The 23,688-nt window shown below is 73.0% G+C and carries 2 protein-coding genes; both read right to left on the minus strand.

The window, feature by feature from the left end:
* Positions 1–1,494 precede the first annotated feature (1,494 nt).
* On the minus strand, positions 1,495–9,117 hold the full coding sequence (locus tag N4G70_RS12320) for a non-ribosomal peptide synthetase (protein ID WP_261712626.1): 7,623 nt from the start codon (positions 9,115–9,117) through the stop codon (positions 1,495–1,497).
* Positions 9,114–23,573 (minus strand): non-ribosomal peptide synthetase, encoded by a 14,460-nt coding sequence (locus N4G70_RS12325; RefSeq protein WP_261712627.1) that lies wholly within the window; start codon positions 23,571–23,573, stop codon positions 9,114–9,116. The genes N4G70_RS12320 and N4G70_RS12325 overlap by 4 nt, the downstream gene beginning before the upstream one ends.
* Between the last annotated feature and the right edge of the window lie 115 nt (positions 23,574–23,688).

The following is a 23,688-nucleotide window of genomic DNA, read 5'->3' on the forward strand; positions in this document are numbered from 1 at the left end:
CCCAAGGGGCCTGGTGGGCGGTCGGCGACCGCCCGCCAGGGTCCGGACTCGCACAGCGGGCCCGTAGAAGAAATGTCCGCCGAGCACCGGGTATTCGGCGAAGCGGCCACGTCGCCTGAACCACGCTCCTCCCCCGGAGCCTGAGGCAGTTCGCGAGTACAGCGATCCGGCACCCATCTTCATGGCACCCCATGAAGCGAAAAAGGCGCACCAGAGTTCTTCATCGTCAGGCACCCGTGACCGGCCGCCGACTTGCGCGGCGTACTTCTCCCTGCTGCTTCAATGGCAGTTGCTGCAACCTACCTGCTCCTGGTATCCCTCTCCGCCTTGGCATTCTGATGACGGTCTGTCCAGTAGCCATTCGTGAGCCACTCTGCGGGCATGAAGAAACCCCGCCCGGATCTGCCCGGGCGGGGCTGGTATTGGTGTGTGCTGGTCTAGGCATAGCGGCCCGAACTCAGCGCGCCGGGGACCATCACCGTTTCGGCGGAGAGACCCAGCCCTTCTTCACCAACTGGTCACAGTGCCAACGGGCATGGGCGCGGGCCTCCCCCTTCTTCTGGGTGGCGGCGAGACAGTCCGCATAGGGGAAGGGCGGGCCACCATGGGATGCCGGGGCAGCGCTCGCCATCGCGGTCCCCAGCGTTGACACCGCAATGGCTGCGGCCAGCGCAACGCTCGTTCGACGCAGAGACACCAATCTCTCCTTCAAGGTGGTAACAATTCGTGATCACTAACGAACCCGGACGTCATAAGACACTCCTCCGAGCGGCGAGGTCACCTGCGGGCCTGGAGTACTGGGCGCCTCAGCGTGCCGCGTCGGTTACGTAGCTGCTCGGCTCCAGCCGGCGACGCGAGCCACGGGCAGTCCCGCACCAACCACAGTTACCACGGCGGTAACCAGAGCGACGGGCAGAACGAAGCGCCTTCGCCCACGCTCAAATACTCCAGCCGTACATCCTGATCCTGCTGGTCGGATTTCCAGGTCTCGGACCGAACTGAACCCCGTCCCGATTGGCCCGACCCGATGCGCTTGCCATCTCAGCCGGACTGGCCAGTGGAGGCGCTGGTGGCGCTGGCCGTGCCGTACCAGCGGCGGTCCTGCTCACACAACACCTCGCTCTCGACGGTGCCTTTCTCGCCCAGTTGCGCATCCAGCGCGACGCTGATGACGTGTCAGGCACGGGCCAGTCGGCAATGAATTTGCTGACGGTGCACTCGTCGGGCGGTTCCGGATGCCTGGCGGGCTCCGGGCTCCCGAGTCGGTCGAGGGAAACGACGAACTCGTTCAGGTCTTGCACGGGTGGGCGAGGGGGCGAGGCGGGTGCGGTGCTGGTGGTCGCGGCGGGCGCACTGGACGTCGTTCACAACGATCCAGTACGACGCGGCCACCCACCACCAGACACCGCCCACCCGTCACAGCGAACGCCATTGCAGTACCGGGAATTGAAGGGTACTGACCTTCTTAGCCCCCTCCTTGCGGCTTGACCGGGGTCAGCGCACCGGCCGGCTCAACGGCGAGCTCGCCGCCTCGCCCGACCCCGACCCCGGGCCGGGCAGGAAGCCCGTCTCGTGGAAGTAGGTCAGGTAGCGGATCAGGATCTCGTCGGTCAACACGGGTCGGTGGATGCCCAGGTCGGCCAGGATCTTGTCCGTCCTGGTCGAGTCGAAGCTCCTGTGCGCGGTCGCCTCGCGCCGCGCCCCCGGCTCGTCGCCAAGGAACAGCTGCGCCGCGTTGTGCTCCTGGGCCGCGACGCAGTCCCGCCACTGTGTCACCGACACCGGGCGCAGCTCGTGGCCCATGGCGGCGGCCGTTTCGAAGACCCGGGCCAGGGTCGGGGCGTCCGGGTTGGTTAGGTGATAGGTGTCCGCAGCTGTCGGGCCGGTCGAGGAGAGGGCCGCTATCGCCTTGCTGACGTGGTCCACCGGCACCCAGTCCGTGGAACCGGACTCCAGGTCCGGCACCATTCCTGCCTGGAGACATCCCTTGATCATCTGCCAGAGCAGGTCCCGGTCCTGGCAGGCACCGGTGGCGGTGTCGCCACTGATACGGCCCGGCCGGTGGATGGTCACCGGCAGTCCGCGTTCGCGGGCCGTCTCGACAAGCCCCTCCGCGACCCACTTGCTCTGCGCGTATCCGTCGGGCAGCGCGTCGGCCGGTCCTGTCGGGGTCGATTCCGTTATGGGGGCGGGGCGGTCCACGGGTGCGTAGACGCTGGTGGTCGAGACGTAGTGCATCCCTGGCGAGGCGGAGTCGGCGAGCAGGCGCAGCAGTTCCTCGGTGCCGGCCACGTTGGGGGCACGCAACTCGGCATACCCGGCCGCGAAGTTGACCCGTGCTCCGTTGTGCACGATCGGCCCGAGGCGGCGGGCCAGCGCGGTGCGGTCCTCGGCCGCCAGGCCGAGGCCGGGGGCCGCGAGGTCGCCGGGGACGGGGCGGATCAGGTCCGCGTAGCGGGGGTCCCAGAGACGGTAGTGCTCCAGGTTGGCCCGCAGGCGCTCCGCCGCCCGCTGCTCGTCCTCGGCGCGCACCAGGCAGTCGACCGGGCCGTCGGTGATCTCGATGAGGTCGCGCAGGAGGAAGGCTCCGAGGAACCCGGAGGCGCCGGTGAGCAGGGGCCGGGGGGAAGGTCGTGACGGGCGGCGGGCGGGAGTCGGATCGGGGGTCGCCCGGCGCCGGGAGCTGGTGATGTCCGGGGCCAGGTGGACCTCGGCGGCGAGGTCGGATGCTCCGTCGCCGTCCTGTCCCTCGTCTCCCGGCGCGAGTCCCAGGAGGCGGTCCACGCCCTCGACGGTGGGGGCGGAGAACAGGGCGCGCAGGGAGAGGCGTCGGCCGCATCGCTCGCCGATCCGCCGGGCCAGACTCACGGCGAGCAGCGAGTGTCCGCCGAGGGCGAAGAAGTCGTCGGTGACGCCGACTTCGGGGATGCCGAGCGTCTCCGCGAACACCTCGCACAGGAGGCGTTCGCGGGCGTTGCGCGGTGCGCGGCCCCCGGCGGGCCCGACCCGGTCGGGTGCGGGCAGGGCACGCCGGTCGATTTTGCCGTTGGGGGTGACGGGCAGGGCCTCGAGGCGTACGCAGGCGGCGGGGATCATATGGTCGGGGAGCGTGCGGGCCAGGCCCGCTCGTACCTCGGCCTGGTCCGGGCCCCGCGTGCCGTCCGCGGGCACGGTGTAGGCGACCAGGCGCCGGTCGCCCGGCCGGTCCTCGCGGACCACCGCGCAGGCCGCGGCGACTCCGGGCAGCGCGGTCAGCGCGGCTTCGATCTCGCCGAGCTCGATGCGGAATCCGCGGAGCTTGACCTGGTCGTCGGCGCGGGAGACGTAGACGAGTTCTCCGTCGTTCGTGTACCGCACCAGGTCTCCGGTGCGGTACATGCGGCCTCCCGCCCGGTCGAAGGGGTCGGCCACGAAGCGGGACGCGGTCAGGCCGGGCCGACCGTGGTAGCCGCGGGCCACTCCCTCGCCGGAGACGTACAGTTCCCCGGTGACGCCGGGCGGCACCGGGGCCAGCCGATCGTCCAGGACGTGGACGCGGGTGCCGTTGACGGGGGTTCCGATGGGCACGGTGCGGTCCGGGGCGAGGGGGCCGTCCGCGTGCTGGAAGCCGCTCATGGTGGCGCAGACGGTGGTTTCCGTGGGGCCGTAGGCGTTGACGAGGAAGCGGTCCTTCGCCCAGGCCCGTACGAGGGCGGGTGAGCAGGCCTCGCCCGCGAGGACCAGGGTCGTGCCCGCGGGCAGGGAGCCGGGCGGCATGACCGCGAGGGCGGCGGGCGGCAGGGTGAGGTGGGTGACGCCCCGGTCCTGGATCAGCGCGCCGAGGGCGGGGCCGGGCATCAGCGCGTCGCGTTCGTCGATCTCCAGGCAGGCCCCGGAGAGCAGTGCCATGCACAGCTCCCAGAACGCGGCGTCGAAGCTGACGGACGCCATGTGCAGCACCCGGGACGCGGGGGTCACACGCAGCCGTTCGATCTGGGTCCTGGCCATGGCGCCCGCACCGCGGTGGGTGACCACGACGCCCTTGGGACGGCCGGTGGAACCCGAGGTGTAGATGACGTACGCGGGGTGCTCGGGGCACAGGTCCCTTGCGGGCCGGGCGGGAGAGCCCCCGGCTGCCGGGGCGGTGCTCGGGAGGTCCGTGAGGTGCAGATGCGGCACCGCCGACTCCGGGAGGCGCCGGTGGACTTCGGGTGTGGTCAGAAGGAGGCGCGGCCGGGCGTCGTCGAGCATGTACGTCAGTCGCTGGGCCGGGTAGTCCGGGTCCAGGGGTACGTAGGCGGCGCCGGCCTTGAGGACGCCGAGGAGGGCCACGACGAGCTCGCGGGTGCGGGGCAGCGCGATGGCCACCCGGTCCTCGGGGCCGACGCCCAGCGCGGCGAGGTGGCGGGCGACGGCGTCGGCGCGGGCGTCGAGCTCCGCGTAAGTGAGCGTGGTGTGCGCGTCGCGGACCGCGGGGGCGTGCGGCGTGTCCCGGACCCTCTGTTCGAAGAGAGCCGGGACGGTGGCGGCGGGCACGTCCTCGAGGGGGCCGCTCCCCCAGGCGGCGACGCGGTCGCGCTCGCCGGGCAGGAGGATGTCGTAGGTGTGCAGGGGGCGGTCGGGATCGGTGGTGATGGCCTTCAGGAGCAGGGTGAACCGGTCGGCGAGGTCGCGGATGGTGGCGGCGTCGAAGAGTTCCGTGGCGTAGTCGACGGCCGCCGGCATGCCGCCCGTGCCTGCGGCGTCGGTCCCTCCGCCGTCGCCGGGTGTCTCGGTGAAGGTGAAGGAGAGGTCGAACTTGCTCACCGCGGACCGGGTCGGCACGGCGCCCACCGTGAGGCCGGGCAGATCGAGGGGGGCGGCGTGGGTGTGGTTCTGGAGGACGAGCATGGTCTGGAAGAGCGGGTGGTGGTTCTGCGAGCGGGCGGGGTTGAGGAGTTCCACAAGGCGTTCGAAGGGGACGTCCTGGTGGGCGTGGGCGGAGAGGTTGACCTCCTTGACCCGGTCCAGGAGCTCTCGGAAGGTGGGATCGCCGCTGAGGTCGGTGCGCAGCACGAGAGTGTTGACGAAGAAGCCGACGAGGTCGGAGGTCGCCGCGTCGGTGCGTCCGGCCACGGCCGTGCCCAGCGGGATGTCCTCGCCCGCGCCGTGCCGGGACAGGACGACCGCGAGGGCTGCCTGGAGCACCATGAAGACGCTGCATCCGCTGGTGCGGGCGACATCCCTGATCCCTTGGGCGGTGGCCGGGTCGAGGCCGAAGTCATGGGTGGCGCCCGCGTGGCTGGGCGCCGCGGGACGCGGGCGGTCCCACGGCAGGTCGATCATCTCCGGCAGTCCCCGCAACGCCGTTTCCCAGTGGTCGAGTTGACGGGACACCAGGCTCTCGGGGTCGTGCTCGTCCCCGAGCAGGTCGCGCTGCCAGAGGGTGTAGTCGGCGTAGTCGACGGGGAGTTCGGGCCAGGACGGGGCGGTACGGGCCTCGGCGCGGGCACGGTAGGCGGTGGCGAGGTCCCGGCCCAGGGGTGCAAGGGACGTCCCGTCGGCGGCGATGTGATGGATCACCAGGACCAGGACGTGCGCGTCCTCGGCCAGGCGCAGCAGGGTCGCCCGGAGCGGGAGGCAGTGTTCGATGTCGATCGGTTCGGTCGCGGCCGCGCCGATCCGGTCGGGGAGTTGTGACGCGCCGATCGTTTCCTCCGTGAACGGCAGGCTCACGTCGTCCGGGGCGGTGATGTGCTGGCGCGGCCCGTTCTCGTCCTCGGGGAAGACGGTGCGCAGAGCCGCGTGCCGGCCGACGACGTCGTGCAGGGCGTGGCGCAGGGCTTGGGTGTCGAGCGGCCCGTCGAGGCGTACCGCGAAGGGGATGTTGTACGTGGCGGAGGGGCCTTCGAGCCGGTGGAGGAACCACAGGCGGTGCTGGGCGTAGGACAGCGGGAGCGCACCGGTGCGTGCCTGGGGTACGAGGGCGGGGCGGGCGGGGCGCTTCCCCCGTTCCAGGGCGCGGGCAAGGCTTGCGACGGTGGGGTGGTCGAAGACGGTACGGATCTCGGTCTCGGTGTCCAGGGCGCCGCGCAGGCGCCCGACGAGTCGGGTGGCGAGCAGGGAGTGGCCGCCGAGGGCGAAGAAGTCGTCGTCGACGCCGACGCTGGGCAGCCCGAGGACTTCCGCGAAGAGCCCGGCGAGGATCTCCTCGCGGGCGGTGCCCGGTGCCCGGCCCGGCGTACCGGCCGGGACGGCGGGCACGGGCAGGGCCGCCCGGTCGATCTTGCCGTTGAGGGTCAGCGGGAACTCGTCGAGGGTGTGGAAGGCGGTCGGCACCATGTAGGCGGGGAGGTGGCGGCCGATGTGTGCGCGCAGCCGCCCCGGGTCCGGCAGGTGGCCGGGGGCGGGAACGACGTACGCGGTCAGGGTGCGGTCGCCGGGCAGATCCTCGCGGACCAGGACACAGGCGGACCGTACGGACGGCTCCGCGCAGAGCACCATCTCGATCTCGCCGGGTTCGATGCGGTGGCCGCGGAGTTTGATCTGCTGGTCGGCCCGGGCCACGTAGTGCAGGACGCCGTCGGCGTCCCGGCGCACGAGGTCGCCGGTGCGGTACATCCGCTCGCCGGTGGTGGCGAACGGGTCGGCGACGAACCGGGTGGCGGTGAGGTCCGGGCGTCCGAGGTAGCCGCGGGCGACGCCGGGGCCCGCGATGTACAGCTCGCCCTCGGCCCCGGCCGGCACGGGGCGCAGCGCGCGGTCCAGGACGTAGGCGCGCATGCCGTCGAGGGGCCGCCCGATGGCGGGGGCCTGTCCGGGGGCGTCGTCGGCGCGTATGTGCTGCAGGGTGGCGAAGGTGGTGGTCTCGGTGGGCCCGTAGGCGTTGAGGAAGACGGTGCCGGGGTGCGCTGCGGCGAGGCGTTGGTGGACGCCGGGCGCGGCGGCTTCCCCGCCCGAGGCCACCAGGCGCAGCAGGCCCAGGGCTCCGGGGTCGGCCTCGGCGATGACGTTGAACAGGGCGGTCGTCAGGAAGGCCGCGGTCACGCCATGCCGGGTGACCAGGTCGCGCAGGACGGCGGGCTGGAGGCTGCCCTCGGGGGCCACCACGACGCGCCCGCCCGTCAGGAGCGGGGCCCATAACTCGAACGTGGAGGCGTCGAAGACGTACGCGGAGTGCAGCAGGACCGCGTCGGCCACTCCGTTTGCCCAGGTGCGGTCGTGGGCGAGGGCCGTGATGTCGGCGTGGGTGACGCCGACGCCCTTGGGCAGGCCGGTGGAGCCGGAGGTGAACATCACGTACGCCAGCCGGTCGCCGCCGGGCACGGCGGGAAGGGGGCCGGGGGCGGGCGGGCACCCTTCTTCGGCGCGGCCGGCGGCGTCGACGGTGAGGACGGCGATGTCGGGGCCGAGCGCGCGCACCCAGGGGTGCGTGCGGGTGGAGGCGTCGACCACCAGGGCGCGCAGGGAGGCGACCTCGGCGACGCGGGCGAGGCGCTCGGCGGGCCACCGCGGGTCGAGGGGCACATAGGCGCCACCTGCGCGCAAGGCGGCCAGGGAGGCGGTGACCTGGGCCGTGGAGCGTCCGGTGAGGATGCCGACGCCGTCCTCGGCGCGGACGCCGAGCCCGGTGAGTGCCCGCGCCGTCTCGTCGCAGGCGTCGAGGAGCTGGCGGTAGGTGAGCTGTTCGCCCGCGCCGGACACCGCGATCGCGTGCGGGTGGCGGGCGGCGTGCCGGGCGACGGCGTCGGGGACGCTCATGGCGGTCGGGTCCTGGCGGAGCGGGGCGCCGCGACCCTGGCGCAGGAGTTCGTCCCGCTCGCCGTCCAGGAGGAGGGGGACGGTGTCGGCGCGGCGCTCGAGTCCGTCCGCCATGGTCGTCAGGAGGCGGCGCATGCGGGCGGCGATGCGGGCCACTTCGTCGCGGTCGAGTGCGGCCTCGCGGTAGCCGAAGGTGATGCGCAGGGCGTCGCCGGGAGCGATGGTGAGGGTGAGGGGGTAGTGGGCCGCGTCGGTGCCGCTGAACCCGGTGACGGCGAGGTCGGGCAGGGCCTGTTGCGCGGTGCGCAGCGCCTGGGCGTCCATCGGGTAGTTCTCGAACACGGCGAGCGTGTCGAAGAGTTCGTCCAGGCCGGTGGTCCCGCGTATCTCGGTGAGGCCCAGGTGCTGGCTGTCGAGCAGCCGACCCTGTTCCTCCTGGAGGCGGCTCAGGAGCGCGGCCAGGGTCTCGCCGGGCTCGGGGCGTAACCGGACGGGCACGGTGTTGATGAACAGCCCGACCATCGTCTCGATGCCGGGGATCTCCGGCGGGCGCCCGGAGACGGTGGTGCCGAACAGCACGTCGGGGCGGCCGGTGAGGTGTCCGAGAAGCAGCCCCCAGGCGCCCTGGACAAGGGTGTTGAGGGTCAGCCGATGGGCGCGGGCCGTCTCGCGCAGGCGGCTCGTGGTGGCCGGGTCCAGGTCGAGGACGATGGTGCGGGGGAGGTCGCCGGAGCCCGGGGCGTCTGCGCCCGTACGTCCGGCGAGCAGGGTCGGCGCCTCGATCCCGGCCAGCGCGGCGCGCCAGGCGTCCAGGGCGGCCGGGCGGTCCTGGCCGGCCAGCCAGGCGAGATAGGTGCGGTAGGGGGCGACGCGCGGCAGGGCGCTGTCGTCGCCGTGGGCGGCGTACAGCTCGAACAGTTCGCGGACGAGCAGGGGCATCGACCAGCCGTCGAGGAGGATGTGGTGGCTCGTCATCACCAGTCGGGAGCGCCGAGGAGCTGTGCGCACCAGGGTGAAGCGCAGCAGCGGCGGGGTGGTGAGGTCGAAGCGGCGGGTCCGGTCGGCGGCGAGGAACGCGGCGAGACGTTCCTGCGCGGTGCCCGTGGCGTCCGCGGCGGTCAGGTCGAGCTCCTCCAGCGGCGCCGGCACCTCGGCGGCGACAGCCTGCACGGGTTGGTCCAGGTCCTCGTGGAGGAACCCGACCCGCAGGTTGGCGTGGCGCCGCAGCAGGCCGGCGACGGCGGCCCGCAGCGCGGTGACGCTGACGGGTCCTTCGAGGTCGAAGACGAACTGTGCGGTGTAGACGTCGACCGCGTCGGAGTCGTACAACGCGTGGAAGAGCATGCCCGCCTGCAACGGCGTCAGCGGCAGTACGTCCTCCAGTTGGAACCCGGTCACTTGCGTCCACCCCACTTGTTCTGAAGTCGGTCGATCTGGGCCTGGTCGAGGGAGACCAGGGGAAGGTCGGACGGTGTGTAGCCGCCCGCGTCAGGCCGCCCCGCGTGTTCGGCGATCGCGTGCAGGGCCCGGGTGAAGGCCTCGGAGAGCGCTTCGACGTCCTCCTCCTTGAGGAGGTCGCCGGGCCACGTCCAGCGGGTCACCAGGTGCGGTCCGTCCGGCCGGTCCTCGGTGTGCGCGTTGATGTCGATCACGTGGTGGACGGGCATGTCCGGGTCCTGGCTGCGCGGCCCGCCGCCGTCGAGCAGCACCTCCCAGTCGGCGTCCGCGCCCGTACCGTCGCCCGCCTTGCCGGGGGCGGTGTAGCGGCCGAGGTAGTTGAAGCCGATCTGGGGCTCGGGTGCGGCGGCCAGGCGGGAGCGGGTGGCGGGGTTGCAGTGGCGCAGCATGCCGAAGCCGACGCCGTGATCGGGGACGCCCCGCAACTGTTCCTTGACGCGTTTGAGGGCGCGCTCGACCAGAGCGGCGTCGAAGCGGGCCGGGCTGCGGGGATCGAGAGGCCCGGGGTCGAGGAGGACCGGGTAGAGGCTGGTGAACCAGCCCACCGTGCGGGACAGATCGACGTCGTCGGTGATCTGTTCGCGGCCGTGGCTCTCCAGGTGGAGCAGGACGCCGCTGGGGGTCTGCTCGGTGCCGTCGCCCGGCTCCTGTTCCGCGCGCCAGGACCGTACGGCGAGCGCCAGGCCCGTGAGCAGGACGTCGTCCACCCCTGCGTGGAAGGCGGCGGGGACCCTGGTGAGCAGGGACTTCGTGGCGTCGGTGGGCAGGTGGGTGACGAGGGTGCTGGTGCGGTCGGCGGTGTCGAGGCCCGGGTCGAGCGGCCGCCGTCCCAGGGGCGGGTCGGGGGTGTTCGTCACCGTCTCCCACAGGGCGAGTTCCGCCTCGCGTGCGGGGCTGTGCGCATGGGTGGCCAGGAGCCGCGCCCAGTGCCGGTAGGGGGTGGTGACGGCGGGCAGTGCCGCTGCCGTGGGCCGCTCGCCGTCGGGGCTCGCTCCGGTGACGATCTGCCAGGCGAGGGCCAGGTCCGAGGCGAGGATGCGCCAGGACACCGCGTCGACGGCGAGGTGGTGCACGACGAGCAGCAGCCGGCCGCGCGTGTGCGGCCCGGCGTCGGCCCAGACGGCTTCGAACACGTTCCCCTCCCCCGGCCGGAGTCGCTCGCGGGCTCCCTCGCCCGCCTCGGTGAGGGCGGCGCGGACGGCGTCGGCGTCAAGACCGGAGACGTCGATACGGGTGAGGCGGCGTCGTGCCGTGACGCTGCCGGGCGGCAGGGCTTCGAGGATGACGTCGCCGTCGGTCGTGTGTCCGGTGCGCAGGCGGAGCATGTCGTGGTGGTCGAGGACGTGTTGGAGGGCGGCGGCGAGGCTGTCCTCGTCCGCGCCGGCGGGGGTGCGGAGGACCCCGGACTGGTTGTAGCCGTCGGTGGCTCCGGTCCGCTCCAGGAACCAGGCGGCGATGGGGGTCGGCGGCATCGTGCCGACGCCGTCCTCGACGGGACTCGTGACGTGCCCGCCGAGCGCCTCGGCGACGGCGGCGATGGCTTCGGGTGTGCGGTGGACGAAGACGTCTCGCGGGGTGATGCCGAGGCCGGCCTCGCGCACCCTGCTGACGAGCTGGATCGACAGGATGCTGTCGCCGCCGAGGGCGAAGAAGTCGTCGTCGGTGCGGACGGCGGAGGTGTGGAGCACGGAGGCGAACACCTCGCACAGGACGCGTTCTTGCGCGGTGCGGGGCTCCCCTCCGTGCCGCGTTGCCCGGGGCCGCTCGGGTGCGGGCAGCGCCCGCCGGTCGGCCTTGCCGTTGGGCAGAAGCGGCAGGGAGTCGAGGGCGACGAAGAGGGCGGGGACCATGTGCGGGGGCAGGGAGGAGCCGAGCCGGGCGCGCAGTTCGGCGTCGCAGGGGGTCGTATCCGGACCGCCGTCGGCCACGGTGTAGGCGACCAGGCGGCGTTCGCCGGGCCGGTCCTCACGCACGAGTACGCAGGCGGCGGCGATGCCGTCGAGGCCGGACAGGGCGGTCTCGATCTCACCCAGCTCGATGCGGAAGCCGTTCAGCTTGACCTGGTCGTCGGCGCGGGAGACGAAGGTGAGCAGGCCCTCGGCGTCCCGCCGTACGAGGTCGCCCGTGCGGTACATGCGGCTGCCAGGGGGACCGTAGGGATCGGCGACGAACCGGGCGGCGGTCAGTCCGGGGCGGCGCAGGTAGCCGCGGGCCAGGCCGTCACCCGCGATGTACAGCTCGCCGGTGACGCCCGGCGGCACCGGTCGCAGAGCGGCGTCCAGGACATGGGCGCGCGTGTTGTCCACGGGGCGGCCCAGCGGCACGCTGCCCTCCCCCACCGCAGGCGGTGTCCCCACGTCCCTGTGATGGTGGGCGGTGGCGTCGATGGTGGTCTCGGTGGGGCCGTACAGGTTGTGGACCTCGACGTCCCAGGCGCTCCGGACCCGTTGGACCAGGGACGGCGGCAGGGGTTCGCCGCCGCACAGGACGGCCCGCAGGGCGAGGGGGGCCGGGTCGCGGGCGGTCTCGGTGAGGATGAGCGAGAGGTGGGAGGGTACGAACTGCGCGATCGTCGCGCCCGTGGTGCGCACGCGGTCCAGCAGCGCGGCGGGATCGTGGTTGAGGGCCGGCGGCACGGGGCAGGTCGACCCGCCGTGCAGGAGCGGCAGCCAGGTCTCCCAGACTGAGGCGTCGAAGCTCGGCGAGGTGCGGGCGAGCACCCGGTCGTCACCGGTCAGGCCGAGGTGGCCGGCCATCCACGCCATGTGGTTGACCAGTGAGGCGTGGGTGACGACGACGCCCTTGGGGCGGCCGGTGGACCCCGAGGTGTAGATGACGTATGCGGCGTCGCCGGGGTGCGGTGGCGCCCAGGGCTCCGCGGGATCGCTCGACCAGGCGGCCCGGTCGTCGAGTGCCAGGCAGGGCACGGAGAGACCGTGCTTCTCGGGTCGGGCACCGCTGTGGGTGAGGAGCAGGACCGGGCGTGCGTCGTCGAAGATGTACGCGACGCGCGCCTGGGGGTAGTCCAGATCGACGGGCAGATACGCGGCGCCGGCCTTGGTCACCGCCAGCATCGCCACGACGTGGTCGGCGGTGCCTTCCAGGGCGAGGGCCACCAGGTCGCCCCGCCCGACCCCCCGGTCCCGCAGGTGGTGCGCCAATCGGTCGGAGAGCGCGTCGAGTTCACCGAAGGTGAGGTCGCTGCCGCCGTCGCGTACGGCGACCGCCCCGGGCGTCCGCTCGCACTGCGCGCGGAACGCCTCGGGCGCCGTGCGCGCCGCGACGGTGGTGACCGGGCCGTGCGCGGCTCGTTCCAGGCGCCGCAGTTCGGCGGGGTCCAGGACGTCGACGGTGTGGACGCGCCGGGACGGATCGGCGGCGAGGGTGCTCAGCAGGCGGGTCAGCCTGGCGGCGAAGGCGTGCGCGGTGGAGGGGGCGAAGAGTTCGGTGGAGAACTCCAGGACGCCTTCGAGGCCGGCGGGCCGACCTGCGTCGTCGCGCGTCTCGGAGAAGGTGAAGGTGAGGTCGAACTTGCTGATGCCGGTGTGGACGGGCTGCTCTGTCACCGCGAGGCCGGGCAGGTCCACCGTGGCGCTGGACTGGTTCTGCAGCACCAGCATGGTCTGGAACAGGGGGTGGCGGTTCTGGACCCGATCCGGGCTGAGGGCGTCCACCAGCCGCTCGAACGGAACGTCCTGGTGGGCGTAGGCGGCCAGGTCGAACTCCCGCACCCGGTCGATCACTTCGCCGAAGGTCGGATCGCCGCTCAGGTCGGTCCGCACCACGAGGGTGTTGACGAAGAAGCCCACCAGATCGTCCAGGGCCTCATCCGTGCGCCCGGCCACCGCGGTGCCAAGGGGGATGTCCTCACCGGCGCCGTGCCGGGAAAGCAGCACCGAGAGGGCTCCTTGGAGCACCATGAAGAGGCTGGCTCCGCGGGTCCGGGCGAGGTCGGTGAGGGCCCGGTGGATCTCCGCGTCCACGTGGAAGGTGAAGGCGTCACCGCGGTGCTCCGTGACCGGAGGACGCGGCCGGTCGCAGGGCAGTTCGAGCAGGTCGGGCGCCCCGGCCAGCGCGGTGCGCCAGAACTCCAACTGCCGGGCGGCCGGGCTGGACGGGTCGTCCTCGTCGCCGAGCAGCGCACGCTGCCACAGGGTGTAGTCGGCGTACTGGACGCCGAGTTCCGTCCAGGCGGGTTCGCCGCCCCCGGCGCGGGCACGGTAGGCCTCGGCCAGGTCGCGGGCGAGCGGGGACAGGGACCAGCCGTCGCCCGCGATGTGGTGGACGAGCAGGACCAGGACGTGATCCCGGTCCCCCAGCCGCAGCAGCCGGGCCCGTACGGGAAGGTCGGTGGCGACGTCGAAGGCGTGGGCCACCTCGGCGGCCAGCACCGCGTCGAGTCGGGCCGGGTCGGTGTCGCGGGGCGTCAGGTCGAGGTCGGCGTCACCGGCGTCGCGGACCACCTGGCGCGGCACCCCGTCGGTGTCGGGGAAGACAGTGCGCAGGCTCTCGTGCCGTCCGACGACGTCTTCGAGGGCGCGCTCCAACGCCCCGCGCTCCAGCGGACCGTTCAGGCGCAGCACGAGCGGCACGTTGTAGGTGGCGCTGGGCCCCTCGAAACGGTTGAGGAACCACAGGCGCCGCTGAGCGAAGGACAACGGCAGCGGATCGGGCCGGTCCACGATGCGCTCCAGTGGCGTCCTGGCCACTTCGGCGTCGTCCAGCACGGCGGCGAGCGCGGCCGGGGTGGGGTGCTCGAAGAGGGCCTTGACCTGGAGTTCCACCCCGAGCACGGTCCGGATGCGGGCGGTCAGGCGGGTCGCCAGCAGGGAGTGGCCGCCCAGGGCGAAGAAGTCGTCGTCGACGCCCGTCCCGGTGAGACCCAGGATGTCGGCGAAGAGTCCGCACAGGATCTCCTCGCGAGCGGTGCGGGCGGCGCGCCCGGGGGCCGACACATGATGTTCGGGCTCGGGCAGGGCGCGCCGGTCCACCTTGCCGTTGACGGTCAGCGGGAGCGCGTCGAGCAGGACGAACGCCGAAGGCACCATGTAGGCGGGCAGGGACCGGCCGACCGCCTTCGCCAGCTCGCCGGGGTCGGGGCGGGCGTCGGCGGCGGGCACCACGTACGCGACGAGGCGCCGGTCGCCGGAGGTTTCCTCGCGGATGACGGCGAACGCGTCGGCGACGCCTTCCTGGCAGGCCAGCACACCCTCGATCTCACCGAGTTCGATGCGGTAGCCGCGCAGCTTCACCTGCCCGTCGGCGCGCGCGACGTACTCGATCCGCCCGTCGCGGGTCCACCGCACGAGGTCGCCGGTGCGGTACATGCGGCCGCCGGCCCCGTCGAACGGGTCGGCCACGAAGCGCGTGGCGGTCAGGGACGGAAGCCCGGTGTAGCCGCGTGCCACGCCGCGCCCCGCGAGGTACAGCTCGCCCACCACCCCTGGCGGGACCGGCCCGAGGGAGCTGTCGAGTACGTACAGGCGCATGCCGTCCAGAGCGCGCCCGATGGGCGGCGGCCCGGGCGGCAGATCTGCCTCGACATGGTGGCGGGTGGCGAAGGTCGTCGTCTCGGTGGGGCCGTACACGTGCAGGACGCGCGGGCCGGGTGCGAGGCCCGCGACACGCTGCATGGCGTCGGGGGACGCCAGTTCGCCGCCGGCGCACACGAGCCGCAGACCGGCGAAGGCACCCGGGTCGGTCTCGGCGATGACGTTGAACAGGGCGGTGGTCAGGAAGACCGCGGTCACCCCGTGCGTGTGGACGGCGTCGTCGAGGACCCTGGCCTCCAGCACGCCGTCCGGCGCGACGACGACCCGGCCGCCGTTGAGCAGGGGGGCCCACATCTCGAAGGTGGAGGCGTCGAAGACATAGGCCGAGTGCATCAGGACCGCGTCGGCGGCGCCGCCCTGCCAGGCGGAATCGGCCGCGAGCGCGATCACGTCGGCGTGGGTGACACCGACACCCTTGGGCACACCGGTCGAGCCGGACGTGAACATCACGTAGGCGAGGCTCTCCGGACGCGGCACGGCGGCCGGGAGGCGGCCCAGGTGGCCGGGCGCGCCCCGCAGGACGCGGCCAGCCCGGTCGACGACGATGACGGGCAGGCGGCGGGCCGCCGCGGTCACCCACGGGGAGGTGAGCGCGTCCTGGTCGACGACGAGGACGCGCACGTCCGCGGTTCCGGCGACCTGGTCGAGCCGTTCCTCGGGCCAGCGTGCGTCCAGCGGCACGTATGCGCCGGCCGCCCGGACGGCGCCGAGGGACACCGCCACGACACCGGGTGACCGTGAGAGCAGTACGCCGACACCTGACTCGGGGCCGACGCCGTGGCCGGTCATCGCGCAGGCCAACTCGGCGGAGATCCGGTCGAGTTCGGCATAGCTGAGGGCGGTGGTGCCGTCGGTGACGGCCACGGCATCGGGGGTGCGGCGTACCTGGGCCGCGAAGCGCGCGGGCAGGGTGTCGTCCGCGGTGTCCGCGGGCAGCGCGCGGCCGGCTCCCCAGTGCGCGATACGGGCGTGCTCCTCCCGGGACATCAGGTCGTAGGCCGCCAGCGGCCGGCCGGGGGCGGCGACGGCCTGCTCCAGCAGACGCACCAGACGGGCCGCGAAGGTCTCCGCCGTGGCCCGGTCGAACAGGGCGGTGGCGTACTCGATCCCGGCGGCCAGGCCGCCGACGTCCGGCTCCTCGGTGAACGCGAAGGTCAGGTCGAACTTGCTCAGGCCGTTGTGGACGAGGCGGTCCTCGACGGCGACGCCCGGGAAGTCGGGGCGGGCGGTCTCCTGGTTCTGCAGGACGATCATCGTCTGGAACAGGGGGTGGTGGTTGCGGGCGCGGACCGGGTTGACGCTCTCGACCAGTCGCTCGAACGGTACGTCCTGGTTCGCGTAGGCCGCCAGGTCGAACTCCCTTACCCGCTCCAGGAGTTCACGGAAGGTCGGGGCGCCGGAGAGGTCGGTGCGCAGCACGAGCGTGTTGACGAAGAATCCGACCATGTCCTCCAGAGCCTCGTCCGTGCGCCCGGCGACGGGCGAGCCGAGCGGGATGTCGTCGCCCGCGCCATGCCGGTGCAGCAGGGTGGCGATCGCCGCCTGGAGGACCATGAACAGGCTGCTGCCCGACTCCCTCGCCAGCCGGACGAGCCCGTCGTGCAGGGCAGGGGGCACCTCGAAGGTGTGAACGGCGCCCCGCGGGTCGGTGGTGGCCGGGCGCGGCCGGTCCAGCGGCAGGTCGATCAGGCCGGGCAGACCGGCCAGGGCGGCGCGCCAGTGGTCGAGTTGCCGCCGCAGGACGCTGTGCTCCTCGATGCCGTCCCCGAGGGCGGCGTGCTGCCACAGGGTGTAGTCGGCGTACTGGAGCGCGGCGGCGGTGACGGGCTCGGGTGCGCGGCCGTCGAGCCGGGCCCGGTAGGCGTCGCCGAGGTGACGGGCGAGCGGGGCCAGGGACCAGCCGTCGCCCGCGATGTGGTGCAGGACGAGCACCAGGACGTGGCGGTCGGGTGCGCTGCGCAGGAGCAGCGCGCGCAGCGGCAGGTCCGTGACGACGTCGAACGGCTCCCGTACGGCGGCCAGAACGGCGGCCTCCAGGTCCGTGGGCGCGATGCTCACCACGGGCAGGCCGGGAGTGGCGTCGCCGGCGGCGAGGACGTGCTGGCAGGGGACGCCGTCACGTTCGGGGAAGACGGTGCGCAGCGTCTCGTGCCGCGCCACGACGTCACCCAGTGCGGCGCGCAGGGCATCGGTGTCCAGCGGGCCCGCGAGTTGGAGGACCAGCGGGATGTTGTAGGTGGAGCTGGGCCCTTCGAACCGGTTGAGGAACCACAGCCGTTGCTGCGCGGGAGACAGCGGCATCGGGTCGGGCCGCTCCGTCGCGGGCACGACGGCCGGACGGGCCCGGCCCGGCGCGTCGAGGGCGCGGGCCAGGCCGGCCGCGGTCGGATGCTCGAACAGGTCCCGCACCTGCGTCTCTGCGCCCAGGACGGTGCGGACCCGGCTGACGACGCGCATGGCCAGGAGCGAGTGCCCGCCGAGGTCGAAGAAGTTGTCGTGCGGTCCGACGGCGGAGCGGCCCAGCACGTCGGCGAGGATCCCGGCCAGCAGGTCCTCCCGGAGGTCGCGCTGTGCGGGCCTCGTGGTGAGCTCGGTGTCCGGCTCGGGTTCCGGCAGGGCACGCCGGTCGACCTTCCCGTTGGGCAGGAGCGGCAGGTCGTCCAGGAGGACGACGGCGCCGGGCACCATGTAGTGCGGGAGCGTCCGGGACAGGTCGTCGATCAGGTCGGAGGGGCGCAGGCCCGGGTCACCGGTGACGACGTAGGCGACGAGACGGCGCAGCCCGGGTACGTCCTCGCGGATCAGGGCGCGGGCGGCCGTGACACCGGGGTGCGCCAGGAGCGCGGCCTCGATCTCACCGAGCTCGATGCGGAACCCCCGCAGCTTGACCTGGTCGTCGCCGCGAGCCACGTAGTCGAGCAGGCCCTGCCGGTTCCACCGCACGAGGTCGCCCGTGCGGTACATGCGGGCACCGGCGGCGCCGAACGGGTCGGCGACGAAGCGGGCGGCGGTCAGCCCCGGGCGGCGCAGATAGCCCCGGGCGAGGTTGGGACCGGACAGGTAGAGCTCGCCCGTGACGCCGGGCGGTACGGGTCGCAGGCTGTCGTCGAGGACGTAGGCCCGCATGGTGTCGACGGGGCGGCCGATCGGCACGGTGTCGGACGCGCCGGAGACCGCCGAAGTGCGGGCTTCGTCCCCCGGCCCGCCGTCCGCCCGGTGGGCGGTCGCGTCGATGGTCGCTTCGGTGGGGCCGTAGAGGTTGTGCACCTCGGCCCCCCACACCCCGGCGACGTGGTCGGCGATCGCGCGGGGCAGGGGTTCGCCACCGCACAGCACGGCGCGCAGGCCGGGCAGCGGCGCGGCGTGTGCCGCCTCGGCGAGGACGAGGCTCAGGTGCGAGGGCACGAACTGGGCGATGGTGACCCGGAATTGGCTCATCCAGGAGACGAGGGCCCTGGGATCCCGGTTGGCGTCGTGCGGCAGCACGCAGACCTCGGCGCCGTTCGTGAGCGGCAGCCACAGTTCCCACCCGGAGGCGTCGAAGCTGGTGGAGGTGCGGGCCAGGACGCGGTCGTCCGGGGTGAGCGCCAGGTGTCGAGCCATCCATTCCATGTGGTTGGCCACGGCCACGTGGGGCACGACCACCCCCTTGGGGCGGCCGGTTGACCCGGAGGTGTAGATGACGTACGCGGGGTCCGACGGGTGCGGTACGTCCGGCGGGAGCATGCCTGGGCGGACGGCGGAGTTGCCCGGGGCGTCGAGGGCGAGCCACGGCCGGTCACCGGCCGGCAGTCCTTCGAGGAGCTCCGTCGTCGTGAGGAGCAGGGCGGGCCGGGCGTCTTCCAGCATGTGCCGGATGCGGGCGGCGGGGTACTCCGGGTCGATCGGCAGATAGGCGGCGCCGGCCCGCAGAACACCCAGCATGGCGACGACACAGTCCACGGACGCGGGCATGGCGAGCGCCACCTGGTCCTCGCGCCCCGCGCCTCTCTCGCGCACCAACTGGGCGACGGCATCGGCGCGGGCGTCGAGTTCGGCGTACGTGAGGCTCGTGTGGGCGTCGCGCACCGCGACCGCGAGCGGGGAGCGCTCGGCCCACTCCCGGACCGCTTCGGGTACGGTCCGGGCCGGCACGGGGCGCTCCGTTCCGCGCCCCTGGGCGAAGAGGCGGTGCCGCTCGCCGGGGGCGAGCGGGTCGAGGTCACCGACCGGCCGGTCGGGGTCGGTCACGGCCTGGGTGAGGATGCGGGCGAAGCGCTCGCACAGGGCGCGGGCCGTGGCGGCGTCGAAGAGGTCGGTGGCGTACTCCAGGTATCCGCCGATGCCGGCCGGGGAGCCGGCCGGCCCGCGCTCGCCGGGTCCTGCGGTCTCGACTGCTTCTACGGGCTCTACGGTCTCTACGGTCTCGACGAGCGAGAACGTCAGGTCGAACTTGCTGATGCCGGTGTGGCGGGACCGGTCCTGGACGCGCACGCCGGGCAGGTCGAGGGCCACCCGTTCCTGGTTCTGGAGGACCAGCATGGTCTGGAACAGCGGGTGGTGGTCGCCGGACCGCTCGGGGTTGATCTCCTCCACGAGCCGTTCGAAGGGGATGTCACTGCGACTGAGGGCGGCGATGTCGAACTGCTTCACCCGGTCGAGCAGCGCGCGAAAGGTGGGTGCGCCGGACAGGTCGGTGCGCAGGACGACGGTGTTCACGAAGAATCCGACCAGATCGTGGAGCGCCTCGTCGGTGCGCCCGGCCACCGCGGTGCCCAGCGGGATGTCCGTACCGGCGCCATGGGCGTGCAGGGTGACGGCGAGAGCGGCCTGGAGCACCATGAACGGGGTGCAGCCGGTGTCACGAGCGAGCCGGACGAGGGCGCTGTGCGCGGCTGCGGGCAGTTCGAACGGGACGGCGTCTCCCCGGTGGCTCGGCACAGCGGGCCGCAGCCGGTCGAGGGGCAGTTCGAGCAGGTTCGGGGCCCCTCGCAGTGCTTCGCGCCAGAAGGCGAGCTGCCGGGCGGCCAGGCTTTCGGGGTCGTCGATGTCGCCCAGCAGCGCGCGCTGCCATAACGCGTAGTCGGCGTACTGCACCGTCAGCGCGGGCTGGTCGGGCGTGCCCGTGCCCGCACTCCTGGCCCGGTAGGCGGCGCCGAGATCGCGGCTGAGCGGGGCGAGGGACCAGCCGTCGGCGACGACGTGGTGCAGGACGAGGACCAGGATGTGCCGGTCGGCGGACGGCCGGAGCAGGTGGGCGCGGACGGGGACATCGCCGTCGAGGTCGAAGGGCGCGGCGGTCAGGCGGCGCACCGTCTCCTCCACCCAGGTGTCGGCGGCCTGTCCGGCGGCCGGCAGCTCGATGGTCAGTGGGGCGAGCCTGGCGGCCGCGCTCACGTCGAGGATCTGCTGGTGGGGGACGCCATCCCGTTCGGCGAAGACGGTGCGCAGGCTTTCGTGCCGGGCGATCACGTCGGCCAGCGCGCCGCACAGGGCGTCCGTGTCGAGCAGGCCGTCGAGCTCCAGGACGAGGGGCACGTTGTAGGTGTCATTGGGCCCCTCGACGCGGTTGAGGAACCACAGGCGCTGCTGTGCGAAGGACAGCGGGACCACTTCGGGCCGCGGCTGCGGCACGAGGGCGGGGCGGGCGGCCGCGCCGGTGTCGAGGGCGACGGCCAACTGGGCGACCGTGGGGTGCTCGAAGAGGGTCCGCAGCTCGACCTCCGCGCCCAGAGCCGTCCGCACCCGGCCGGCGAGGCGGGCCGCGAGCAGCGAATGGCCGCCCAGGGAGAAGAAGTTGTCGTCCACCCCGACGGCCGGTACGCCCAGAACGTCGGCGAACAGGCCGGCCAGCACCTCCTCGTGGGCCGTCCGCGGGGCGCGGCCCGCGGACGCGGTCACCCTGGGGACGGGGAGGGCGTTCCGGTCCACCTTGCCGTTGGCGTTCAGGGGCAGCGCGTCCAGGAGGACGAAGACGGAGGGCACCATGTAGGAGGGCAGCGCGCGTCCCACGCGGCGGGCCAGGGCGCTGTCGTCCGGACGGCAGCCGGGGCCCGGTACGACATAGGCGACGAGCCGCCGGTCGCCGGGCACGTCCTCGCGGACCAGAACGCGGGCGGCACGCACGTCCGGGTCTGCGAGCAGGATGTTCTCGATCTCGGCGGGCTCGATGCGGTACCCGCGCAGCTTGACCTGTCCGTCGGCGCGGCCGACGTACTCGATGTCGCCGTGCGCCGTCCAGCGTACGAGGTCGCCGGTGCGGTACATCCGGCGCCCGTGCGCGTCGTAGGGGTCGGCGACGAACCGGGTGGCGGTCAGCGCGGGCCGGCCCTGGTAGCCGCGGGCGACGCCGAGACCGCTCACGTACAACTCCCCCACGACACCGGGCGGAACCATCGCGAGCGTGTCGTCGAGCACGTACAGGCGCATCCCGTCGAGGGCACGGCCGATGGGCGGCACACCCGTCGTGTCGGGAGCGACCGGGTGGCGGGTGGCGAAGGTCGTGGTCTCGGTGGGGCCGTACACGTGCAGGACGCGGGTGCCCGGCGCGGCGGCGGCCACCCGCTGCATGAGCTCGGCGGAGGCCGCCTCACCTCCCGCGGCGACCAGGCGGAGTCCCGTGAACGCCGAGGGGCACGCCTCGGCGATCACGTTGAACAGAGCCGTGGTCAGGAACGCCGCGGTCACCCCGTGCCGGGTCACCATGTCCTTGGGCCCGCTCGCTTCGAGGACGCCGCCGGGCGCGACGACGACTCTCCCGCCGTTCAGGAGGGGGACCCAGATCTCGAAGGTGGAGGCGTCGAAGACGTAGGCGGAATGGAGCAGCACAGCATCCGACACGCCGTCCGTCCAGGCGGTGTCGGCCGCCAGGGCGAGGACGTCGGCGTGTGTGATGCCGACGCCCTTGGGCAGACCGGTGGAGCCGGAGGTGAACATCACGTACGCGAGCTGGTCACCGCGGGTCGCTGAGGGCAGGATGCCCTGGCTCATGGGGGCGCCGCGCACGACGACGCCGAGGTCGTCGACGACAACGACCGGCAGGGCGGCGGACTGCTGCCGCACCCAGGGGTGGTCGGCGGTGGCCTCGTCGACCACCAGGGCGCTCAAACCGGCGACCTGAGTGACGTCGTCCAGTCGTTCGGCCGGCCACGTGGCGTCCAGCGGGACGTATGCCGCGCCGGCGCCGACCGCGCCGAGCGTCGCGGCGACCACGGCCGGCGTGCGGCCCACGAGCACTCCGACGCCGTCCTCGACACCCACTCCCCAGCCGGCCAGGGCCCCGGCGAGGTCGTGCGCCGTGCGGGCCAGCTCCCGATAGGTGAGGGTGACGGCGCCGTCGACGACGGCCGGGGCATCGGGGGCCCGGCGCGCCTGGGCTTCGAACGCTTCCGACAGGTTCCGTGCCGCAACGTTCGCCGGCAGATCGTCGCCGCGCCCCTGCGTGAGCATCGTGGTGGCGGTGGCCTCGTCGACGAGGGGCAGGTCGCGCAGCGGGGTGTTCGCGTCCGCCGCGGCGAGAGCCGACAGGTAGGAGACGACGGCGTCCTGGTGCAGTCGGACGTCCTCGGGATGGTAGAGAGCCGGGTTGGTGTCGAAGCCGATCAACGGGCCTGTGCCCTCGGACCGTTCGGAGACGAAGAGGGACACGTCGTCGACCGGGCCGATGGACAACAGGCGCGAGGAGGCGGGGCAGCCGCCGAAGTCGAGGTCGTAGGCGTAGCCCATGATGTTGACGACGACATCGGTTAGGCGCGCCGCGCTGTCGGTCATGTTCAGTTCACGGGCGAGCTGTTCGCGCGAGAAGCGGCGGTGGCGCAGCGCGTCCCGCATCTCGGCGGCCACCGTGCGTACAAGGTCGCCGACCGTGAGATCCGGGGTGACGGTCAGGCGCAGCGGGAGGATGTTGGACGTCATACCGATGATGTGGCGCAGTCCGCCGTGGCGGCCGTTGGAGGCGAGGCCGATGGTGACGTCCCGTGATCCCGTGACCCGGCCGACGTAGGCGGCGACGGCGCTGACGAGTACGGCGGTCCAGCTGGTGCGGTGGCCCGCCGCGAGCCGGCGGAGGTCTTCGAGGACGGTGACGGGTAAGGTCTCGCCACTGTGCAGGCGTACGTCGGCCTTGACCGGGGCGGGCACGTCGGCGCGGCGGCGCATCAGCGTCCCGCCGCGCGCGGCCCGTCCATCCCCCGGGTCTGCCGTACCGGCACGGCCGGTGGCCAGGTCGCCGAACTTGCCGGTCCAGTAGGCACGGTCGGTGGTGTACCGGTCGGAGTCCCGGTAGGCCGCCTCGTCCGCCAGGAGCGCGTGCAGGGGTGCGGACGGCAGCTCGACCTCGGTGAGGTTCTCACCGCGCACGGCACGCGAGTAGAGGTCGGCCACCGTGCGGGCGAACTCCGCACCGCCGAGACCGTCGACAGCGATGTGGTGGTAGCGGACGTACCAGTAGTGCCGCCGGGGGCCCAGGCGTAACAGCGCGAAGTGGTGGCGCGGGGCGTCGATGCGGTCCACCGTGGCCATGTCGTCGGCCATGTAGCGCTCGGCCTCGGCCAGCGGATCGGCGGTCTCGGACAGATCGACCACGCGGAGCCGGCCCGCTTCCGCCACCGGGTGGCGGGCGATGCGCTGGCGGACTTCCACGTCCTCGACGACGAACTCGACGTTGAGGCTGTCACACAGCGCCGCAGCGCGACTTACGGCGCCGCCGAATAACTCCTCGTCGAGCATGCCGTGGATGTCGAAGCACTCGCCGATGTTGTATTTGGGGCTGTCCGGGTCGACCAACTGGCCGTACCAAACGCCTTGTTGAGCGGCGGTCAGTTCGAAGGACTCCTGCCGAACCGTGCGTGAGCGGTTTCCATGCATACCGGCAACACCTTTGGGGAGAATTTTGGGGACGGCAAAGAAAGCACGGGTGAATGCGCCCCGCAGCCGAGCCGACCTTGGCGACGGCTTCGGGATGGAAGCGGGACAGAACACC

The sequence above is a fragment of the Streptomyces sp. ASQP_92 genome, assembly GCF_025399895.1.
Classification (GTDB): domain Bacteria; phylum Actinomycetota; class Actinomycetes; order Streptomycetales; family Streptomycetaceae; genus Streptomyces.

Coding starts and splice junctions, on each gene's coding strand:
- N4G70_RS12325 (WP_261712627.1), bottom strand. CDS start 23,573: ATGCATGGAAACCGCTCACGCACGGTTCGGCAGGAGTCCTTCGAACTG.